At 71.3% G+C, this 20,990-nt stretch carries 16 protein-coding genes; 14 read left to right on the top strand and 2 right to left on the bottom strand.

Going from position 1 to position 20,990, the window contains the following annotated elements; all coding sequences use genetic code 11:
* The first annotated feature begins 30 nt into the window (after positions 1–30).
* The 14 genes from ACIBHX_RS10940 to ACIBHX_RS10875 all read left to right on the top strand — a co-directional run bounded on the left by ACIBHX_RS10940 (position 31) and on the right by ACIBHX_RS10875 (position 16,815).
* On the top strand, positions 31–1,548 hold the full coding sequence (locus tag ACIBHX_RS10940; protein WP_397066368.1) for a UDP-N-acetylmuramoyl-L-alanyl-D-glutamate--2,6-diaminopimelate ligase: 1,518 nt from the start codon (positions 31–33) through the stop codon (positions 1,546–1,548).
* Positions 1,545–2,987, top strand: coding sequence for a UDP-N-acetylmuramoyl-tripeptide--D-alanyl-D-alanine ligase (gene murF, locus ACIBHX_RS10935; RefSeq protein ID WP_397066366.1), 1,443 nt, complete (start codon positions 1,545–1,547; stop codon positions 2,985–2,987). The genes ACIBHX_RS10940 and murF overlap by 4 nt, the downstream gene beginning before the upstream one ends.
* Complete coding sequence (gene mraY, locus ACIBHX_RS10930) at positions 2,984–4,039, top strand: phospho-N-acetylmuramoyl-pentapeptide-transferase (protein ID WP_397066364.1); 1,056 nt, start codon at positions 2,984–2,986, stop codon at positions 4,037–4,039. Before murF ends, mraY begins: the two co-directional genes overlap by 4 nt.
* Positions 4,036–5,394 carry a UDP-N-acetylmuramoyl-L-alanine--D-glutamate ligase gene (gene murD / locus ACIBHX_RS10925; protein WP_397066362.1) on the top strand — a complete coding sequence of 453 codons (1,359 nt, stop codon included), beginning with the start codon at positions 4,036–4,038 and terminating at the stop codon, positions 5,392–5,394. The genes mraY and murD overlap by 4 nt, the downstream gene beginning before the upstream one ends.
* A complete protein-coding gene (ftsW, locus tag ACIBHX_RS10920) occupies positions 5,391–6,671 on the top strand; it encodes a putative lipid II flippase FtsW (RefSeq protein WP_397066360.1) in 1,281 nt (426 codons plus the stop codon). The genes murD and ftsW overlap by 4 nt, the downstream gene beginning before the upstream one ends.
* Before the next feature lie 12 nt (positions 6,672–6,683).
* Complete coding sequence (gene murG / locus ACIBHX_RS10915) at positions 6,684–7,760, top strand: undecaprenyldiphospho-muramoylpentapeptide beta-N-acetylglucosaminyltransferase (RefSeq protein WP_397066359.1); 1,077 nt, start codon at positions 6,684–6,686, stop codon at positions 7,758–7,760.
* The gene (gene murC / locus ACIBHX_RS10910) at positions 7,757–9,157 is read left to right on the top strand and encodes a UDP-N-acetylmuramate--L-alanine ligase (protein WP_397066357.1); all 1,401 of its coding nucleotides are present in this window, start codon (positions 7,757–7,759) and stop codon (positions 9,155–9,157) included. Before murG ends, murC begins: the two co-directional genes overlap by 4 nt.
* 220 nt (positions 9,158–9,377) lie before the next feature.
* Complete coding sequence (locus ACIBHX_RS10905; protein ID WP_397066355.1) at positions 9,378–10,043, top strand: cell division protein FtsQ/DivIB; 666 nt, start codon at positions 9,378–9,380, stop codon at positions 10,041–10,043.
* Between the two features lie 373 nt (positions 10,044–10,416).
* Positions 10,417–11,898: a cell division protein FtsZ gene (gene ftsZ, locus ACIBHX_RS10900; RefSeq protein WP_397066354.1), complete on the top strand. Its 1,482-nt coding sequence runs from the start codon at positions 10,417–10,419 to the stop codon at positions 11,896–11,898.
* 319 nt (positions 11,899–12,217) lie between these two features.
* Positions 12,218–12,919, top strand: a complete 702-nt coding sequence (locus tag ACIBHX_RS10895; protein WP_397066352.1) for a YggS family pyridoxal phosphate-dependent enzyme — start codon at positions 12,218–12,220, stop codon at positions 12,917–12,919.
* A 120-nt stretch (positions 12,920–13,039) separates the two neighbouring features.
* A complete protein-coding gene (locus ACIBHX_RS10890; RefSeq protein WP_397066350.1) occupies positions 13,040–13,540 on the top strand; it encodes a cell division protein SepF in 501 nt (166 codons plus the stop codon).
* An 80-nt stretch (positions 13,541–13,620) separates the two neighbouring features.
* A complete protein-coding gene (locus tag ACIBHX_RS10885; RefSeq protein WP_397066348.1) occupies positions 13,621–13,908 on the top strand; it encodes a YggT family protein in 288 nt (95 codons plus the stop codon).
* 110 nt (positions 13,909–14,018) lie between these two features.
* Positions 14,019–14,900 (top strand): DivIVA domain-containing protein, encoded by an 882-nt coding sequence (locus tag ACIBHX_RS10880; protein WP_397066346.1) that lies wholly within the window; start codon positions 14,019–14,021, stop codon positions 14,898–14,900.
* A gap of 40 nt (positions 14,901–14,940) precedes the next feature.
* Complete coding sequence (locus tag ACIBHX_RS10875) at positions 14,941–16,815, top strand: hypothetical protein (RefSeq protein ID WP_397066344.1); 1,875 nt, start codon at positions 14,941–14,943, stop codon at positions 16,813–16,815.
* 12 nt (positions 16,816–16,827) lie between these two features.
* Here the strand turns inward: ACIBHX_RS10875 and ACIBHX_RS10870 are convergent, their stop codons facing one another.
* Both ACIBHX_RS10870 and ileS read right to left on the bottom strand, forming a co-directional pair.
* Positions 16,828–17,721: a LysR family transcriptional regulator gene (locus ACIBHX_RS10870; RefSeq protein WP_397066342.1), complete on the bottom strand. Its 894-nt coding sequence runs from the start codon at positions 17,719–17,721 to the stop codon at positions 16,828–16,830.
* Between the two features lie 80 nt (positions 17,722–17,801).
* Positions 17,802–20,945, bottom strand: coding sequence for an isoleucine--tRNA ligase (gene ileS, locus ACIBHX_RS10865; RefSeq protein WP_397067056.1), 3,144 nt, complete (start codon positions 20,943–20,945; stop codon positions 17,802–17,804).
* Between the last annotated feature and the right edge of the window lie 45 nt (positions 20,946–20,990).

Below are 20,990 nucleotides of genomic sequence, written 5' to 3'. Positions count from 1 at the left end.
ACAACACCAATAGTCGCCAAGCCCGCGACAATGCGTCCCACGACCAATCCGCCCCGCCCGCTGACCGGGCTGGCGAGCATGCTCGACGCCGATTCCGGCACCGCGCGCTCGCCGCACGCCGCGCTGACCGGCGTCACCATCGACTCGCGCGCCGTCCAGCGCGGCGACCTGTATGTCGCGCTGCGCGGCGAGACCACTCACGGCGCGAGCTTCGCCGCCCAGGCGATGGCCGGCGGAGCGGTGGCCGTGCTGACCGACCCCGAGGGGCGCGCCGAGGCCGCCGCGACCGGCCTGCCGGTGCTGGTTGTCCCCGAGCCGCGCCAGTTGCTCGGGCAGATCGCCGCCTGGGTGTACGGCAGGCCGGCCCAGGAGCTGGCGATCCTCGGCGTCACCGGCACCAGCGGCAAGTCCACCACCACGTTCCTGCTCGAGGCGGGGCTGCGCGCGGCGGGGCACACCACAGGACTGGTCGGCGGCGTGGAGATCCACGCGGGCGGGCTGCGGTTCGAGCCGCGCCTGACCACGCCCGAGGCCACCGAACTGCACGGCCTGTTCGCGCTGATGCGCGAGCAGGGCGTCACGGCGGCCGCCATGGAGGTCTCCAGCCACGCGCTGGCGCTGGGCAGGGTCGAGGGGCTCTTCTACGACGTGGCCCTGTTCACCAACCTGTCGCAGGACCACCTGGACTTCCACAAGGACTTCGACGACTACTTCGCGACCAAGGTCCGCCTGTTCCAGCCGGATCTGAGCCGCGCAGGCGTCACCAACATCGACGACCGCTACGGGCGCGAGCTGCTGACGCTGGCCAAGGTGCCGATGACCACGTTCTCGGCGCTGGGCGACCCCGGGGCCGAATGGCGGGCCACCGACGTCCGGCTGGGCGCCGACGGCAGCACCTTCCGCGTGGTCGGGCCCGGCGGCGTCGAGGCCGACGCGCAGATCTCGCTGCCGGGGCCGTTCAACGTCGCCAACGCGCTCGGCGCCGTCGTCACGCTCGTCGAGGCCGGCGTGCCGCTGCAGACGGCGGTGCACGGCGTGGGCACGCTCACTGGCGTGCCGGGACGTATGCAGCGCGTCACGGGGCCCGGGCACGACTTCCAGGCCGTGGTGGACTATTCACACAAGCCGGGCGCGGTCGAGTCGGTGCTCCGCGCGCTGCGCCAGGTGACCGCCGGCGAGCTGACGATCGTGCTCGGCTGCGGTGGTGACCGTGACGCGGGAAAGCGCCCGCTCATGGGCGAAGCGGCGGCACGGCTGGCAGATGTGGCAATATTCACCAGCGACAACCCGCGCTCTGAAGACCCCCTGGGCATTCTGGCCGCGATGATGGAGGGAGCGCTCAGCGTTCCGCAGCATGACCGCGCTCATGTGATCATTGAGCCTGACCGGACGGCCGCCATCGATCTGGCGATCGGCAGGGCCGGTCCGGGAGACGTGGTCGTCGTGGCAGGCAAGGGCCACGAGCAGGGCCAGTACGTTGCAGGTGAGGTGATCCCCTTCGACGACCGCGAGGTGGTCGCCGAAGCGATCGATAGGAAGGTCAAATGATCCCGTTGCCACTGGCCAGGATCGCCGAGATAACCTCGGGCGCCCTGTCGGGGATGGCCGATCCCCGCGCCGTGGTGCGCGGGCCCGTCGTGATCGACTCGCGCGAGGTGGAGCCGGGCTCCCTCTTCGTCGCCTTCAAGGGCGAGCGGGTCGACGGCCACGACTACGCCGCCGACGCGGTCCGGGCCGGCGCCGTCGCGGTGCTGGCCACCCGGCCGCTCGAGGCGCCCACCGTGATCGTTCCGGACGCGGCCGCCGCGCTGGCCGCGCTGGCCTCCGCCACGGCGGCCTCGCTGCCCCAGGCCACCGTGATCGGCATCACCGGCTCGGCGGGCAAGACCACGACCAAGGACCTGCTGGCCAGGATCACCGGCCGGATCGGCCCGACCATCGCCCCGGTGAACTCCTTCAACAACGAGATCGGCCACCCGCTGACCGTGCTCAAGGCCGACCACGACACCCGCTTCATGGTGCTCGAGTTGAGCGCCCGCGAGGTCGGCCACATCGGCTACCTGGCGCGCATCGCACCACCCTCCATCGGCGTCGTGCTCAACGTCGGCACCGCCCACCTGGGCGTGTTCGGCGGCAAGGAGGGCATCGCCAAGGCCAAGGGCGAGCTGGTCGAGGCGCTGCCCGCCGGCGGCGTCGCCGTGCTCAACGCCGACGACCCGCTGGTGCGCGAGATGGCCTCCCGCACGAGCGCCCGCGTCACCTACTTCGGCCACTCCGACGACGCGGCGATCCGCGCCGAGGGCGTCGTGCTCGACGAGCGCGGCCGCGCCGGCTTCACGCTGCGCACTCCCTCGGGCGCCGCGCACGTCAAGCTCAAGCTGTACGGCGAGCACGCGGTGGAGAACGCGCTGGCCGCCGCCGCGGCCGGATACGAGCTCGGCCTGCCCGTGGCCACCATCGCCGAGGAGCTGTCGGAGGCGACGCCCCGCAGCCGCTGGCGGATGGAGGTCACCGAGCGGCCCGACGGCGTGATCGTGGTCAACGACGCCTACAACGCCAACCCCGACTCGATGCGGGCCGCCTTCGCGGCGCTCGGCAGGCTCGGCACGGGCCGGCGCTGCTTCGCCGTCATCGCCGCGCTGCGCGAGCTGGGCGAGGACAGCGCCGCGCTCAACGAGGAGCTGGGCCGCCTGGCGGGCAGCGCCGGGCTGACCGGGCTGGTCGTCGCGGGCCCCGAGGCGGGTCCCGTGCTCGAAGGCGCCTTCGCCGCCGTGCAACGCACCGCCTCGGGGCCGGACGGGCCCGGTGGCGGCCTGCCGTACGACGACAGCGGGGTGACGCGGATCGTGCACGTGCCCGACGCCGAGGCGGCGGCGGCCGAGCTGGGCGGCTGGCTGCGCCCGGGCGACGCCGTGCTGGTGAAGGGGCCCCGTGCGATGGGGCTGGAGCGGACGGCCGAGCTGCTGCTCGGGGAGGCCAAGCAGTGACCAACATCATCATCGCCGCTGCGGTGGGGTTGATCCTCTCGATGTTGGGCACTCCGCTGGCCATCCGGCTCTTCTCCCGGCGCGGTTACGGCCAGGAGATCCGCGAGGAGGGTCCGTCGGGCCACTACGACAAGCGGGGCACGCCCACCATGGGCGGCACCGTGATCGTGCTCGCCTCGCTGCTGGCCTACGGCGGCTCCCACCTGGCGATGCTGGAACAGCCGACGGTCTCCGGGTTGCTGGTGTTGTTCCTGATGACAGGGCTGGGCGCGGTCGGCTTCCTCGACGACTTCATCAAGATCTACAAGCAGCGCAGCCTGGGCCTGCGCAGCGGTGCCAAGGCGCTCGGCCAGCTGGTCGTCGGCGCCATCTTCGCGGTGCTGGTGACCGGCCAGGCCAACGTCTACGGCATCACCCCCGCCGAGACCCGGCTGTCGTTCCTGCGCGACTTCGGCCCGTCGATCGGGATCGTGGGCTTCACGATCTGGGTGCTCATCATGATCGTCGGGTTCTCCAACGCGGTGAACCTCACCGACGGGCTCGACGGCCTGGCCAGCGGCGCGACCGGCGTGGTGCTCGGCGCCTACGTGCTGATCGGCAACTGGCAGCTGCGCAACAACTGCATCGACCAGCTCGGCCCCAACTGCTACTGGGTGCGCGACCCGCTCGACCTGGCCGTGGTGGCCGCCGCGGTGCTCGGGGCGCTGATCGGGTTCCTGTGGTGGAACGCCCCGCCGGCCAAGATCTTCATGGGCGACACCGGGTCGCTGGCGCTGGGCGGCGTGCTGGCCGGGCTGGCCATCGCCACCAGGACCCAGCTGCTGCTGATCATCCTGGCCGGGCTCTGCGTGATCATCACGATGTCGGTGATCATCCAGGTCGGGTTCTACAAGATGACAGGTAAACGGGTGTTCCGCATGGCGCCCCTGCAACATCACTTCGAGCTCAAGGGCTGGGCGGAGACCACGATCGTGGTCCGCTTCTGGCTGATCGCCGGGCTGTGCGCCGCGGTCGGCCTGGGCCTGTTCTACGTCGAGTGGATGCCCAGGTGACCTGCACCTGTGTGGCGGGACTCGGGGTCTCCGGTCCGGCCGCCGCCAGGGCGCTGGCCGGACGCGGCGAGCGCGTCGTGGTCGTGGAGGCCGTCGAGGACGAGCGGAAACGGCTCGTCGCCGCCGAGCTGGAGCGCTTGGGCGTCGAGGTCCGCTTCGGCGCCATGGAGCTGCCCCCGGAAGCGACCCGGCTGGTCACCACCGGCTGGGCCCCGCACCACCCGCTCATCGCCGCCGCGGTGTCCGCGGGCGTCGAGGTCGTGGGGGAGGTGGAGCTGGCCTGGCGGCTGCGCCCCTCCGGCGCCGCCGCGTGGCTGGCGCTGACCGGCACCAACGGCAAGACCACGTGCGTGCGGATGCTCACCTCGATCCTGCTGGCCGCCGGCCACAAGGCCCTGGCGGTGGGGAACGTGGGCGTGCCCGTGGTCGAGGCGGTCGCCGAGCCCTACGACGTGCTGGCCGTCGAGCTGTCGTCCTTCCAGCTCCACTGGTCCTCGTCGCTGGCCCCGGCCGCCGCCGCCGTGCTGAACGTGGCCCCCGACCACCTCGACTGGCACGGCTCGCTGGAGTCCTACGCCGAGGCCAAGGGGCGGATCTACGAGCGGGCCGGGGTCGTGGTCTACAACGCCGACGACCCCACCTCGGCCGCGCTGGCCGCGCCGTACGCCAGGAGCGTCGGGTTCACGCTGCGGGTGCCCAAGCCAGGGCAGATCGGCATCGTGGAGGACCTGCTGGTCGACCGGGCGTTCGTGGACGACCCCGTCGAGGCGGCCGAGGAGCTGGCGACCTTCGACGACGTGCATCCCTTCGCCCCGCACAACGTGGCCAACGCGCTCGCCGCCGCGGCCCTGGCCAGGGCGTACGGCGTGCCCGCCGGCGCCGTCGCGCAGGGGCTGCGGGACTTCGTGCCCGACCCGCACCGGCTGAGCCACGTGGCGCGCGTGGACGAGGTGGACTACGTCGACGACTCCAAGGCCACCAACCCGCACGCGGCGGCCGCCGGACTGTCGGCCTACCGCTCGATCGTGTGGGTGGCGGGCGGCCAGCTCAAGGGCGCGGACGTGGACGAGCTCGTGCGCGACGCTGCGCCCAGGCTCAGGGCGGCGGTGCTGATCGGGGTCGACCGGGGCAGGATCGCCGAAGCCCTCGCGCGACACGCGCCGAATGTCCCCGTGGTCGACATCGCCGACCAAGACACTGGGGTCATGGACCGTGTCGTCACCGAAGCCGCCAGGCTCGCCTCCCCGGGAGACACCGTGCTTCTGTCCCCGGCGGGCGCCTCGCTGGACATGTTCGCCAACTACCCGGCGCGGGGGGAGGCCTTCGCGCACGCCGTACGGAACCTGAAGCGGTGAGCACCGCCACCGAGGAGCGCACCCCCAAACGCCGCGCGACCGAGACGGGCTGGTTCAGCGAGCAGCTGGGGACACTCAAGGAGCTGCTGGGCAAGCCGCTGACCACCTACTACCTGATCATCGGCTGCAGCGCGCTGCTGCTGGCGCTCGGGCTGATGATGGTGCTGTCGGCCTCCAGCATCGAGGCGCTGCTCAAGACCGGCAGCCCGTTCTCCTGGTTCGTCAAGCAGTCGCTGTCGGCCGCCGTGGGCGTGCCGATCATGTGGGTGTGCTCGCGGCTGCCGCACAAGTTCTTCCGCTGGGCCGGCTACCCGCTGATGGCGCTGTCGATCATCGCGCTGGTCATGGTGCTGTTCATCGGCTCCTCAGAGCTGGGCGCGCAGCGCTGGATCTACGTGGGCCCCTTCACCATCCAGCCGTCCGAGCCCGCCAAGCTGGGCCTGGCGCTGTGGGGGGCCGACCTGCTCGCGCGCAGGGCCAGGCAGGGCCGCATCGAGTGGCGCCAGATGCTGCTCCCGCTCATGCCCGGCACCGCGATCCTGGCCGTCATGGTCATGCTCGGCCGCGACCTGGGCACCACGCTGGTCCTGTTCATGATCTTCCTGTCGCTGCTGTGGGTGGTGGGGGCACCGATCAAGCTGTTCGGCGGGATCCTCGCGCTGGCCATGCTGGCCGCGATCATCATGATCAAGATCGAGCCCTACCGGATGGCCCGCATCGGCGCCTTCCTCGACCCGTGGGCGGACGCCCAGGGCGCGGGATACCAGGCGGTGCAGGGGCAGATCGCGATGGGCTCCGGCGGCTGGTTCGGCCTGGGGCTCGGCAGCAGCCGCGCCAAGTGGAGCTGGCTGCCGCACGGCGAGAACGACTTCATCTTCGCCATCCTCGGCGAGGAGCTCGGCCTGATGGGCACGCTGGTGGTCGTCGCGCTGTTCGGGCTGCTCGGCTACGCGGGTCTGCGCGTCGCCGCCCGCGTCAAGGATCCCTTCATACGGCTGGCCGCCGCGGCCATCACCGCCTGGATCGTCGGGCAGGCCGTGGTCAACATGGGCGCCGTGCTCGGCGTCCTGCCCATCACCGGCATTCCGTTGCCCCTGGTCTCCTACGGCGGTTCCGCCCTGTTGCCCACACTGGCGGCGCTTGGCATGTTGTTGTCGTTCGCCAAACGCGAGCCCGGGGCACGCGAGGCTCTGGCCGCTCGTGGCCCCGGACCGGCCGCCCGGGCCCTAAGCTGGCTTGGCCTGGGGGGAACGACCAGAGGCCGAGTGAGACGTTAGGGAGTGACCGACATGAGGGTGGTCCTCGCCGGTGGCGGGACGGCCGGGCACATCGAACCGGCACTGGCCCTTGCGGACGCGCTGCGCCAGCTGGATCCGAGCATCGGCATCACCTGCATGGGCACGGAGCGTGGCCTGGAGACCCGCCTGGTGCCCGCCAGGGGCTACGAGCTGGAGCTGGTCCCCGCCGTGCCGCTGCCCAGGGCGCTGAGCACCAGGCTGCTCACCGTGCCAGGACGGCTGGCCGTGGCGATCAACGCGGCCGTCGGCATCCTCGACAAGGTCAAGGCCGACGTCGTGGTCGGCTTCGGCGGCTACGTGGCCACCCCCGCGTACCTGGCGGCCAAGCGGCGCGGGCTGCCGATCGTGGTGCACGAGGCCAACCCGCGGCCCGGGCTGGCCAACCGGCTCGGCGCCCGGCTCACCGACCACGTCTACAGCGGGCATCCCGACTCGGCGCTGGCCAAGGCCGACTACATCGGCACGCCGCTGCGCCGCGAGATCGTCTCGTTGGAGCGTTTCTCCATGGGCGACAAGGCCCGCTCCTGGTTCGGCCTGCAGACCGAGCGGCCCACGCTGCTCGTGTTCGGCGGCTCCCAGGGTGCCCGCTCGCTCAACGAGGCCGCGCTGTCCGCCGCCCCGGCGCTGCGGGCCGCGGGCGTGCAGGTGCTGCACGTGCTCGGCCCGAAGAACACCGTCGAGGCGGAGCCGCCACCAGGCGACCCGCAGTACGTGCTGCTGCCCTACGTCGACCGGATGGACCTCGCCTACGCCGCCGCCGACCTGGCCCTGTGCCGCAGCGGAGCGCTCACCTGCGCCGAGCTGACCGCCGTGGGCCTGCCCGCCGCCTACGTGCCGCTGCCGCACGGCAACGGCGAACAGCGGATCAACGCAGAACGCATCGCAGCGGGAAGCGGCGGCCTCGTGGTCGACGACTCCCAGCTGTCAGCCGATTGGATCATTCAGAACGTGCTGCCCATCCTGCGCGACCCCGAGCGGGTCGCCGCCATGTCGGAGGCCGCCGCCAAACTGGGTCGCAAGGACGCCGACCTCGTACTGGCCAGGAAAGTGTTGGAGATCGCCCGATGAGTCTCGTCAAGCTCGTGGACCCCGTGGCCGCCGAGGAGCTGGGCAGGGTCCACTTCATCGGCATAGGCGGCGCCGGAATGTCGGGCATCGCCCGCATTTTGCTCAAGCGCGGCGTCCGCGTGACCGGCAGCGACGCCCGCAGTTCCGACCTGGTCTCCGAGCTGCGCGAGCTGGGCGCCACGATCCACATCGGCCACGCCGCCTCCAACATCCGCGACGTCGACACCGTGGTGGTCTCCACCGCGATCCGCGACTCCAACCCCGAGCTGGGTGAGGCGCTCAGGCAGGGGCTGCGGGTCATCCCGCGGGCCGCCGCCCTGGCCTCCGTCATGGCCGGCCGTACGGCTGTCGCGGTGGCGGGCACCCACGGCAAGACCACCACGACCTCGATGCTGACCGTGGCGCTGCAGAAGTGCGGTGCCGACCCCTCCTACTGCGTGGGCGGGCAGCTGGTCACCACGGGCCTGGGCGCCGACGAGGGCACCGGCGAGGTGTTCGTGGCCGAGGCCGATGAGAGCGACGGCTCGTTCCTCATGCTGGCGCCCGACATCGCGGTCGTCACCAACGTCGAGGCCGACCACCTGGACAACTACGGCGACCCGCGGGCCGTGCACGACAGCTTCGCCCGCTTCGTCGACCGGATCGGGTCCGTGCTGATCGCCTGCGCCGACGACCCGGGGGCCGCCGACGTCGCCTCCGCGGCGCGCGCCCGCGGGCTGCGGGTGGTCACCTACGGCGTTTCCGAGGGTGACTACCGGATCGCGGACGTGCGGCCCGACGGGTTCGGCACCACCTTCACCATCGACGGGCTGGGCGAGGTACGGCTGGCCGTACCCGGGGCGCACAACGCGCTCAACGCCACGTCCGCCATCGCCGCGGCGGTGGAGCTTGGGCTGCCCTTCGAGGACGTGCGCGACGGCCTGGCCACCTTCACCGGGGCCAAGCGGCGCTTCGAGGCCAAGGGCGAGGCGGGCGGCGTGGCCGTCTTCGACAGCTACGCCCACCATCCGACCGAGCTGGCGGCCGACCTGCGGGCGGCGCGGGACGTGGTGGCCTCCTACTCGGGCGACGGCCGGGTCATCGCGATCTTCCAGCCGCACCTGTACTCGCGCACCCGCTTCTTCGCCGACGAGTTCGGCGCCGCGCTCGCGCTCGCCGACGAGGCGATCGTCCTGGACGTCTACGGCGCCAGGGAGGACCCCGAGCCCGGCGTGTCCGGCGCCATGGTGGCCAGCCGCGTCCCCCGCGAGGCCACCCAGGTCGCCTACGCCCCCGACCGCAACGCCGTCCCCGCCCTGGTGGCCTCCCGCGCCCGCCCCGGCGACATAGTCCTGACCATGGGCGCCGGCGACGTCACAGAACTGGGCCCCATGATCGTCGCCGAACTCTCCCACTGACAAAAGTCACCCGGCAGAACAAGCAGGCGTGCCACCAAAGCCCGCCAGACGGATCCCGTGCGCCGTGACGGCGGGCGACCGTCCCCGACTCGCCGGACCCGCCGCTCGCGGGCCCTCAGCCGAAGTGCGGCGGGCGGCCGGTGGGACCGCCCGCCGTACAGAATCTGAAAAGCGCGTGTATGTGCGACCTTTCAAGAGGAGAGAAGACTAGGGTCGCGGGGTGAGTAGGGGGCGGAGGGCCTTTATCGGGCTGCTGGCGGCCGGGGTTGTGGGCACGGCGGCCTGGTTGGTGTTCTTCTCGCCGGTACTAGGCGTCAGAAACGTGGAGATCGTGGGAAATCTCACAGTCCCCACAGAACGCATCCAGCAACAGGCGGCCATCGAGCCACTGCACCCGCTGGCCACCGTGGACCTGGCGGGCGTGCAGAGTCGGGTCCTGGCGATCAGGCAGCTGGCCACGGCCAAGGTCGACCGGATCTGGCCGGGCACGCTGCGGATCGAGGTGGCCGAGCGGGAGCCCGTGGCGGTCGTCCCCGTGTCGGGAAAGGTCGCACTGATCGACAAGGACGGCGTGGTCATCGAGATCAGAGACGTCGGGCCGCCCAGGCTGCCCGTGCTCAAGGTCGACAGGCCGGGCGCCGACGACGCCGCGACCCGCGCCGCGCTGCAGGTGATCGCGTCGCTGCCCGACGTGCTGCAGGGCAAGGTCCGCCAGGTGCGGGCGACCACCGCCGAGGGCGTCTCGCTCGACCTGAACGACGGGCGGACGGTCGTCTGGGGCGGATCGGACAGAGCGGCCGACAAAGCGCGCATCCTGACCACGCTCCTGCGGCGCAAGGCCGACGTCTACGACGTGAGCTCGCCCGACGTGGTCACCCTCAAGTGAGGTTCGCGCGTCTACCGAAGGTGGGCTCCCAGTCGCGAATGACCTTCACGTCACCGTGTCCTTGCGAAGCCTGTGCGGGCGCAGGCGCCGTACCTGGCCGACCCCGGGGTTCCGGCGTGAGAACCTGTATTCCGGGCAGTGGGGGTCCGACCTGGCGTGACAGCGGAGCGAAACGGACGGCCCGCGACACGCCGGACGTGCTTGCGGCGCGGTTAGTTGACCCGCGCGGAGCGTAACTCCTACTGTCCGTATCAATCTCAGGTTGACATAAATCTGAATCTCAACTTGAGGTTGAGAGTTAAACCGAAGTGTGAAAGCGCGGAGATCATCCGCACCGAAATGGCAAGTCTAACGAGCGGAAAGGCCCCTCGTCGTGGCAGCACCGCAGAACTACCTCGCGGTCATCAAGGTCGTCGGCATTGGCGGCGGCGGAGTAAACGCCGTCAACCGGATGATCGAGGAGGGACTCAAGGGCGTCGAATTCATCGCCATCAACACCGACGCCCAGGCGCTGCTGATGAGTGACGCCGACGTCAAACTGGACGTGGGCCGCGAGCTCACGCGCGGTCTTGGAGCGGGCGCCAACCCCGACGTGGGGCGCAAGGCGGCCGAGGATCATCGCGAGGAGATCGAGGAGGTCCTCAAGGGGGCCGACATGGTCTTCGTCACGGCCGGCGAGGGTGGTGGCACGGGCACCGGCGGCGCGCCGGTCGTGGCCAACATCGCCCGCTCGCTGGGCGCGCTCACGATAGGAGTGGTGACCAGGCCGTTCAGCTTCGAAGGCCGCCGCAGGGCATCCCAGGCCGAGGCCGGGATCGAGACCCTGCGCGACGAGGTCGACACCCTGATCGTGATCCCGAACGACCGGCTGCTGTCCATCTCCGACCGGCAGGTCAGCGTGCTGGACGCGTTCAAGGCGGCCGACCAGGTGCTGCTGTCCGGTGTCCAGGGCATCACCGATCTGATCACCACGCCCGGTCTGATCAACCTGGACTTCGCCGACGTCAAGTCGGTCATGTCCGGCGCGGGTTCCGCGCTGATGGGCATCGGCCACGCGCGCGGCGACGACCGTTCCGTGGCCGCGGCCGAGATGGCGGTCTCCAGCCCGCTACTCGAGGCCTCGATCGACGGCGCGCACGGCGTGCTGCTGTCCATCGCGGGCGGGTCCGACCTGGGCCTGTTCGAGATCAACGAGGCGGCGCAGCTGGTGTCGATGGCCGCGGCGGTCGACGCCAACATCATCTTCGGCACGGTCATCGACGACGCGCTCGGCGACGAGGTCCGCGTCACGGTGATCGCCGCTGGCTTCGACGACGTGCCGCCGCCGGTGGAGAAGGTCGTGCCGCGGCCGCAGAGCCGTCCCGCCGCGACGCAGCCCGCCGCGCCGGTCTCGGCGCCCGCGCGCCCCTCCGGGGTCACCGCGCCGAGCGTCAAGGCCGAGCCGCCGCGTGCCGAGCTGCGTGCCGAGCCCTTCCGTCCGGAGGCCGCCCGTACGGACTTCCGCTCCGAGCCCCGGCCAGAGGAGCCGGCGCCCGAGCCGGTCCGCCCCGAGCCGGTACGTCCGGAACCGCTGCGTGCGGAGCCCGCCCGTCTCGAGCCGCAGGCCGAGTTCCGTCCCGAGCCCGTGCGTCACGAGCCCGCGCCGGAACCGCGTGTCGAGGCGGTACGGCCGGTCGAGTCAGCCGAGGCCCTCGAGGACGTGGGCCCCGGTCCCGTCTCGATCCCGCGGCCCACGCCCGAGCCCACCAACCCGCCCACGCCCATCACCTCGCGCATGGGGGAGCCCGCCAAGCGCCGTCCGGTGGTGTTCGAGGAGCAGGAGGAGGAGCTCGACGTTCCGGACTTCCTGAAGTAGCAACACCCCGCCCCGCAGCCCAGCCGTGTCCCTCCCGGCTGGGCATCGGTGTGTCTGGGGGTCTTCGTGCTGCTGTACGGCAGGCGGTGGGGACCGCCAGGCGCCGTACTTCGGCCGGGCTCCGTCCAGGGAGACGCTCCTCCGGTGATGCGTGGCTGGGCGCCGTTACGACGCCCTCTGGGGGTGCATGGGTGGTGTCGTTGGCGGTGGTGGGAAATGTGGGATTTCACACAAACCGCCACGTCACGGCACCGGACCGTCTGTCGTCCACGGACATGGTGTGACACCGCGTGCCGTACCCAATGCGGTGAATGACACGATGAGTGGCGTGCGCAAGGAAGAGATCGCGGGAAACCTGGCCGCAGTGGAGACCAGGATCGTGCAGGCGTGTGAGGCGGCGGGCCGGGCGCGGTCGGAGGTCACGCTGATCGCGGTGACCAAGACGTATCCGGCCTCCGACGTGCGGATCCTGGCCGAGCTCGGGGTCACGGACGTGGGGGAGAACCGGGACCAGGAGGCCGCGCCCAAGGCCCGCGAGTGCGCGGACCTGGGGCTGACCTGGCACTTCGTCGGCCAGCTGCAGACGAACAAGGCGCACTCGGTGGTCGCCTACGCCGACCTGGTGCACTCCGTGGACCGCGCCCGCCTGGTGCACGCGCTGAGCAAGGAAGCCGTCAAAGCGGGCCGGCGGGTCGGCTGCCTGGTGCAGGTGGCGCTCGACGACGACCCCGGCCGTGGCGGCGTGGTGTCGGCGGGCGTGCCCGACCTGGCCGACGAGATCGCCTCGGCCGAGGGACTGTGGCTGGGCGGCGTGATGGCGGTGGCACCGCTCGGCGAGAATCCGGGCAAGGCGTTCGCCCGGCTGCGCGAGGTTGCGCTGGGGTTGCGCGAGCGCCACCCGGACGCCGTGATGATTTCTGCGGGTATGAGTGAGGATCTGACACAGGCCGTCGCACACGGTGCGACACACGTGCGGGTCGGTACGGCGTTGCTCGGCCGCCGCAAGCCCTTCGTCAGGTAATGTCCCCTCAAGTGGGCCTTGAGGCCCGCGTATCCAGTAGAGGTCGATCATCAGCGGTGAGTCCAGGGGGGTACGGCGGCCGCGGGCAAGTGAGACCATGAGCAGGAGGACGACGTAGCGATGGCCGGCGCGATGCGCAAGATGGCGGTCTACCTCGGTCTCGTGGAGGACGACCGCTACGAGCGATACGAGACCTACACCGACGAGTACACCTACGACGACGAGCCACCCCGAGGCGGCGAGGAACGAGCCGTGGCGGTCCAGGACCGCGAGGAGGAGGCCGACCCGGGTGTGCCCGCGCCGAGACCCGCCACGACCGTCCTGGAGCGGCGTACGACCGATCTGGCGCGCATCACCACGCTGCACCCGCGCACGTACAACGAGGCGCGCACCATCGGAGAACACTTCCGCGACGGCACCCCGGTCATCATGAACCTGACCGAGATGGTCGACTCCGACGCCAAGCGACTGGTGGATTTCGCGGCAGGTCTGGTCTTTGGCCTACACGGCAGCATCGAACGTGTTACCAACAAGGTGTTCCTGTTGTCCCCTGCCAATGTCGAGGTGACCGCCGAGGACAAGGCTCGAATCGCGGAACGCGGGTTCTTCAACCAGAGTTAGAGTCTCTGTATGTCTATCGGATCCAGCCAGGTCTCGCCGAGACCGGGAGGGCTCATCGGAAGTGGAGGCGCGGCCAGGCCGTGGGGATCGTAGGTCAGATCTTGGTCGTAGTCCTGTCTCTTTATCTGGTGTTGCTCATCGGCAGGATGATCTTTGATGTGGTACAGGCGTTTGCCCGTCAGTGGCGGCCGTCGGGTGTTGTACTGGTGCTGGCAGAGGCCACATACACCGCAACCGACCCACCTCTCAAGTTCCTCCGCCGTTTCATTCCTCCGCTCCGGTTGGGTACGGTTGCCTTTGACCTCAGCTTCACGGTCCTGTTCATCGTGGTCCTGATCCTGCTCGAACTCGCGGGGACTCTGGGCTAGCGGACGAGGGGCCGTGAGATACCGGTCAAGATCCAACTCGTGTCCGCGCTGAAGTGATTCGGGTACCGTCCCCTACGGACAGACTCCAAGCGCGCCAAGGAGACCAAAAGATGCCGCTGACGCCCGCTGATGTGCGGAACAAGCAGTTCAGTACCACCCGGCTGCGGCCGGGCTACGACGAGGAAGAGGTCGACGCCTTCCTCGACGAGGTGGAGGCTGAGCTTGACCGCCTGATCCAAGAGAACGAGGAGCTCCGCGCCAAGCTCGCCGAGTGCCTGCGTGGGAAGGTGCCGGGCGGCATGCAGATGCCCATGGCCTCCGCCCCCGTGCAGGAGCAGCCCAAGCCCGAGATGATGCAGCCGCCGCAGCCGGAGCCCATGCGGGCGCCCGAGCCGATGCAGCAGCAGCCGATGCAGCAGCAGCCGCAACCCGTCGCGATGAGCATGCCTCCCGCCGAGGACAACATGGACACCGCGGCCCGCGTGCTCGCCCTCGCGCAGCAGACCGCCGACCAGGCGATCGCCGACGCGCGCCGCGAGGCCGACGAGACCGTCACCCGCGCCCGCCGCGAGGCCGACGAGATCCTCACCAAGGCCCGCCGCCAGGCCGAGCAGGTCATCGGCGACGCCCGTGCCCGCGCCGAGACGCTCGAGCGCGACGCGCAGGAGCGCCACCGCCAGGCCATGGGTTCCCTCGTCCAGACCCGCGACGAGCTCGAGCGCAAGGTCGAGGAGCTGCGCAGCTTCGAGCGCGAGTACCGCAGCCGCCTCAAGCTCTACCTGGAGAACCAGCTCGCCGAGCTGAACGTGTCCGCCGAAGGCAGCGGTGGTTTCCCGGTCATGCCGGGTGGTCCCGCGGCCGCTCCCGCCATGTCGCACGCCGTGCCGCAGGGTGGCCAGCAGCCTCTGCCCGGTGGTCCGAGCCCGTTCGGCGGCGAGGCTCCGCAGGGCGCATTCCCCGGCGGAGACGGCCCGCACAACGATCGCCGGTAAGGTAGCGGGTCGTTAGACCCGTCTCTCGAGAGAGCCCCCTGTGATCTTTATCAGCGCTGGTTTGGTGCTCACGGCGGTCGTCCTGCTGATCGCAGGCTTCGTGCTGGGAGCGCCGTACCTGATCATGTGGTCCATCGTGGTCAGCGTGCTGTCCGCGCTGTTCCTGGTGATCGGGGCCTTCCTGCGGCGACACGAGCTGTTCCCCAGCGGGGAGCAGGCCGCTGTGCCGCCCGCACCGCCCGCGGGTCTCGTGCCTCCGGCAGTCCAGCCAGGTCCGGTGGGAGCGTCGCGTACTCAGAGCGCGGCCGCCCCGGCTCCCACCCCGCGCCGCCCCCCGATGCGCGGAATCTCGCCGGACTCCATCGTGCTGGTCATACCCGGCCGCAAGCGCTACCACGTCCCCGGCTGCCGTCAGCTGGCCGGGCGTGATCACGAAGAGCTCACCTACGAGGAGGCGCGCGAGGAGGGCTTCACGCCCTGCACGTCGTGCCTGCCTGACGCAGCGCTCGGCGGACGGCAGCTGCCACCTGCCGCCGACCCCGAGCCGGCCGCCACCCCCCAGTCCGGCCCCGCCGTCCCCATGAACGCAGAAGGCGCGGTCGCATCCCCCGAGACGGTCCCTGCCGAGGAGCCCCCCTCCGAGGCGACCCAGGACCTCCGTCCCCCGATCTTTTCCGGCGAGCAGGTTCCCCAGGCAGAGCGGCCCAGCGGTTGGTTCGACGCCGCGAAGTCCCCCGCCAGGAGCGGTGACCCCGCCAAATCCGGTACGGCGAAGCCCAAGCCGACCCCCAGTGCCTCCCAACCGGCCCCCGGCACCTCCAAGCCCGGCCCCGCTTCCGGACCCAAGCCCGCCGCCTCCGAGCAGAAGCCAGGCTCCTCCGAGCAGAAGCCGGGCGCCTCCGAGCGGAAGCCCGGCTCCACGGAGCCGAAGTCTCCTGGCCCCAAGCCCGGCGCCTCCGGCCCGGACCCGGCCGGCGATTCCCCGGCGACGGGCCCGCGCCTCGCCCCGTACGTGACCACGGCCGCCGCCTCCCAGGAGAGCGCGCCCCCGGCCGCGTCACCGAAGGCCTCCCAGCGCCCCGCCCCACCCCAGGAGAGCGGCGGCCCCCAGCGCCCCGCCCCGGCACAGGGCAGTGGCCCTCAGCGGCCCGTACGGCCGCAGGAGAGCGGCCCCCAGCGTCCTGGCACACCCACCCGGGAAACCGGCCCTCAGCGCCCCGCTGCGTCCTCGCAGGGGCCAGGCGCGCCTTCCCAGGGCACCCAGCGCCCGTCCTCGCAAGAGCGGCCCGCGCAGCCTCAGGGAGACGCGCCGAAGCGGCCCACGTCTGCCCAGACCGGTGCGCCCGAGCGGCCCGGACAGTCTCAGGGGGACGCGCCGAAGCGGCCTGCGGCTGCCCAGACCGGTGCGCCCGAGCGGCCCGCCTCGTCCGCCGAGTCCGCGGCCAAGCCCAAGGGGCCGCTGCCCACCGGCGCCACCACGCCGGCGAGTACCCCGGCCCCCGGCCAGCGGCCGCCCGGCACTACGGACAAGCCCGCCGCGGCGGCGGACCGTACCCCCGAGAAGCCTGCGGCCGGCCGTACCGAGAAGCAGGAAACCGGCGGCAGGCCCGCGACGCAGGCAGAGCCCAAGAAGGCGGAGGCCAAGAAGGCGGAGCCCGCGAAGGCGGAGTCGACCAAGGCGGAGGCCAAGAAGGCCGAGCCCGCCGAGGAGGAGACGAGCCCGGACGTGACCCTCAAGGCGAAGCCGGGCACGGTGAAGGTCATCGTGGGCACGCGCCGCTATCACAGCACCGCCTGCCCGCTGATCCGCGGCGCCGGCGACACCGGCGTCGAGACGATGACGCTCGCCCAGGCCGAGGCCGCGGGCCTGACCAGCTGCTCGGTCTGCCAGCACGACCGCGAGACCGTCAGCTGAGACCCGCCCCCGTCAGGGGTGCTCGAGGAGGTCGTGGGCGGCCTGGTTGAAGGCCCGCGTGCGGGCCGTGGCGTTGTCGGCGCGCCACAGGAGCCCCCATTCCACGGCGGGCGCGTCCTGGATGGGAACGAAGGCCAGGTCCGGCCGCGCGTGGTAGCGGCGCGCGTGCGCACCGACGGGGAAGGTGCCCTGGCCGGCGCTCACCAGCGTGAGGATCTCGTTGAACGTCTCCGCCGCGGGCCCCGGCTCGATGGGGCGCCCCGACGGCGTGCGCGCGGGCGTGCGGTCGTCGCGGTAGGACGCAGGGAGCGAGCCGGGCAGCCGCACCAGCTTGACGCGCGCCAGGTCCTCCTGGGTGATGGAGGTACGGCGGGCGAAGGGATGCGCCGACGGTACGGCGAGCATCCGGGCCTCCCGCACCACGACCTGCCCGGTGACGAGCCCGGGGCCGCGCATCGGCAGGTCGGTGAGCGCCAGGTCGACCTCGCCGTCGCGCAGCCAGGGGACGACGTTGGCGATCTGGGCCTCGCGGATCTGGACCTCGCAGTCCGGCTGCCGGGTGCGGAACAGCTGCGTGATGCCCACCAGCAGCTGCCCCGCCGCCACATCGGTGAACGCCACCCGGAGCGTGCCGGTGACGCCCTGGCCCGCCTCGACCGCCCGGGTGAAGGCGGCGTTGATCTCGGCCCAGGCGGGGGCGAGCTCGTCGTAGAGCCGCCGGCCCACGGGAGACAGCTCGACGCGGCGGCTGGTGCGGTTGAACAGCGGGACGCCGACGCGGCGCTCCAGCTTGGCGATGGTCTGGCTGATGCGGGCGGTGGAGACGTGCAGCCGCTCGGCGGTGCGGCCGAAGTGCAGCTCCTCGGCCAGGGTCAGGAACGCCTCCACCTCGTACCGCTCCAGCATGCCCACCCCACCGTTAAGCCATGGTTCACAATCCTCTCACAGCGGGGCGGGCCACCCGGGAGGGCGGCCCGCCGTGAGGGTCAGGCGCGGCGCAGCTGGAAGGTGAGGCCGAGGTCGTCGTCCGTGTGGGCGGGGACGTCGTCGGCCGTGCCCTCCGTGAGGGTGGTGGCCAGGACCTCGTCCGCGACGACCTGGCCCGACGTGCGAAGGGCCGTGGCGAGGTCGGGCGAGGTGGCCGACCACCACAGGGAGATCCTGTCCGTGATCGACAGGCCTGTCGACTTGCGGGCCTCCTGCACGAGCCGGATGACCTCACGCAGCAGCCCGGCCTGGCGCAGCGAGTCGGTGAGCGTGAGGTCGAGCGCGACCGTCTCGCCCGTGCCCGTGTCGACCGCGCCCGTCTCGACGGCCCAGCCCGACCGGGGCTGCTCGGTGACGATCACCTCGTCGGGCCCGAGCGACACCTCGCCGAGCGAACCCGCCGAGACCGTCACCGTGCCGCCCGAGCGCAGCGTGCGCGCCAGCGAGGTGGCCTCGGCCGCGCCCACGGCCTCGGCCACGAGCTTGGTCTGCGACCCGAACCGCTTGCCCAGGGCCCGGAAGTTCGGCTTGACCGTGTACGAGACCAGGTCCGCGCTGAATCCGGACATGTCCTCCAGCGCCTGCACGTTGAGCTCGTCGGCGATGAGGTCACGCAGCTCCTGCGGCACCGACGGCCAGTCATGCGCACCTACGAGCGCCCGTCCGAGCGGCTGCCGCGTCTTGACCCCCGAGGAGGCCCGCGCCGACCGTCCGAGCTCCACCAGCCGCCGCACCAGCGCCATCTGCGCCGACAGCGCCGGGTCGAGCAGGTCCTCCCGTACGGCCGGCCAGGAGGCCAGGTGGACCGAGGCGGGCGCGTCGGCCCCGCGCAGCACGTCCCACAGGTGGTCGGTGACGAACGGCGTGATGGGCGCCATGAGCCGCGTGACGGTCTCCAGGCACTCGTACAGCGTGGCGAAGGCGTCGGTGGAGCCCTGCCAGAACCGCCGCCGCGACCGCCGGACGTACCAGTTGGACAGGTCGTCGAGGAAGTCGGCCAGCAGCCGCCCGGCTCGCTGGGTGTCGTAGGCGTCCAGCGCCGCGGTGACGTCGGCCACCGTGCGGTTCAGCTCGGCCAGCGCCCAACGGTCGAGCAGCGGCCGCTCGGAGGCCGGCGAGGCGGCGGACCCGGGGGTCCACGACTCGGCGTTGGCGTACAGCGTGAAGAACGAGGCCGTGTTCCAGTAGGTCAGCAGGACCTTCCTGACGATCTCCTCCAGCGCGCCGTGTCCCACGCGCCTGGCCGCCCACGGTGAGCCGGAGCAGGCCATGAACCAGCGCAGCGCGTCGGCGCCGTGCTGTTCCATCAGCGGGATGGGCTCGAGCACGTTGCCCAGGTGCTTGCTCATCTTGCGGCCGTCCTCGGCCAGGATGAGCCCCAGGCACAGCACGTTCTCGTAGGACGACTGGCCGAACACCAGCGTGCCGATGGCCATCAGCGAGTAGAACCAGCCGCGCGTCTGGTCGGTGGCCTCGCAGATGAAGTCGGCCGGGTAGACGCCCTCGGGCTTGCCGCGGGCGCCCCACTGGGCGAACGGCATCGACCCGGAGTCGTACCAGGCGTCGATGACGTCGGGTACGCGCCGCGCCTCGGCGGAGCACTCGGGGCAGGGGAAGGCGATGTCGTCCACGTAGGGGCGGTGCGGGTCGAGCGCCGACAGGTCGGTGCCCGCCAGGGTGCCGAGCTCCTCCAGCGACCCCACGCAGGTCACGTGCGCGTCGTCCTCGGAGCAGACCCACAGCGGCAGCGGCGTGCCCCAGTAGCGCGAGCGCGACAGCGACCAGTCGACGTTGTTGCGCAGCCACTCGCCGTAGCGGCCCCACTTGATCGTCTCGGGGAACCAGTCGGTCTTGGCGTTCTCCGCCAGCAGCTGGTCCTTGACCGCGGTGGTCCTGATGTACCAGGACGGCAGCGCGTAGTACAGCAGCGGCGTGTGGCAGCGCCAGCAGTGCGGGTAGCTGTGCTCGAAGTGACCGCCGCGGAACAGCAGCCCGCGCGCCCGCAGGTCCTCCGTCAGCGGCTCGTCAGCGTCCTTGAAGAACTTGCCGCCCACCATCGGCACGTCGTCGAGGAAGCGCCCGTCGGGGCCGATCGGGTTGACGACCGGCATGTCGTACTGGCGGATCACGCTCAGGTCGTCGGCGCCGAACGCGGGCGCCTGGTGGACCAGACCCGTGCCGTCCTCGACGGTGACGTAGTCGCCGAGCACTACGTAGTGCGCGCCGGGGATGTCGACCAGCTCGAAGGGGCGGGTGTAGGCGGTGTGCTCCAGGTCCCGCCCGGTGAAGCGGGCCACCTCGGTCACGTCCTCGCCGAGGACCTGGGTCACCAGCGGCTCGGCGACCACGAGGACCTCGCCGCCGGCCGTACGGGCCGCGACATAGGTGACGTCGGGGTGCACGGCCACCGCGGTGTTGGACACCAGGGTCCACGGGGTCGTGGTCCAGATGAGCAGGTTGGCGCCGAGCTCGGCCAGCGGGCCTGAGGCGGCGGGCATGCGCACGTAGACCGACGGCGAGGACACGGTCTCGTACCCGCCGGGCTGGCCCAGCTCGTGGTCGGACAGGCCGGTGCCGCAGCGCGGGCAGTACGGCGTGATCCGGAAGTCGCGGAAGAGCAGCCCCTTGTCGAAGATGACCTTCAGCGACCACCACACCGACTGCACGTAGTCGGGGTCCATCGTGCGGTAGGCGTCGGACAGGTTTATCCAGTAGCCCATCCGCTCGGTGAGCTCTTCGAAGGCGTCGACGTGGCGCAGGACCGATTCGCGGCACTTGGCGTTGAATTCGGCGATGCCGTATTCCTCGATGTCCTTCTTACCGGTCAGGCCGAGTTCCTTCTCGATGCCGACCTCGACCGGCAGACCGTGGCAGTCCCAGCCGGCCTTGCGCGGGACGGTGAAGCCCTGCATGGTCTTGTAGCGGGGGAACAGGTCCTTGAAGACGCGCGCCTCGACATGGTGGACGCCTGGCAGCCCGTTGGCCGTGGGCGGGCCCTCGTAGAACACCCAGGAGGGGTTGCCCGCGTTCTGCTCGATCGAGCGCTCGAAGATCTTCCCGTCCCGCCAGCGGTCAAGGACCTCGCGCTCGAGCGCGGGCAGGTCCACCTGCGCGGGAAGAGAGCGGAAATATGGGGAAGACATCTCGGGCGGGACCTCCACGACGGTTGCCGGCAACTGGCGTGAAGG

Source organism: Nonomuraea sp. NPDC050536 (genome assembly GCF_044457685.1).
In the GTDB taxonomy this organism is placed as follows: Bacteria; Actinomycetota; Actinomycetes; order Streptosporangiales; family Streptosporangiaceae; genus Nonomuraea.
The sequence above is the reverse complement of the archived record's forward strand: the minus strand, read 5'-3'. Positions and strand labels throughout refer to the sequence as shown.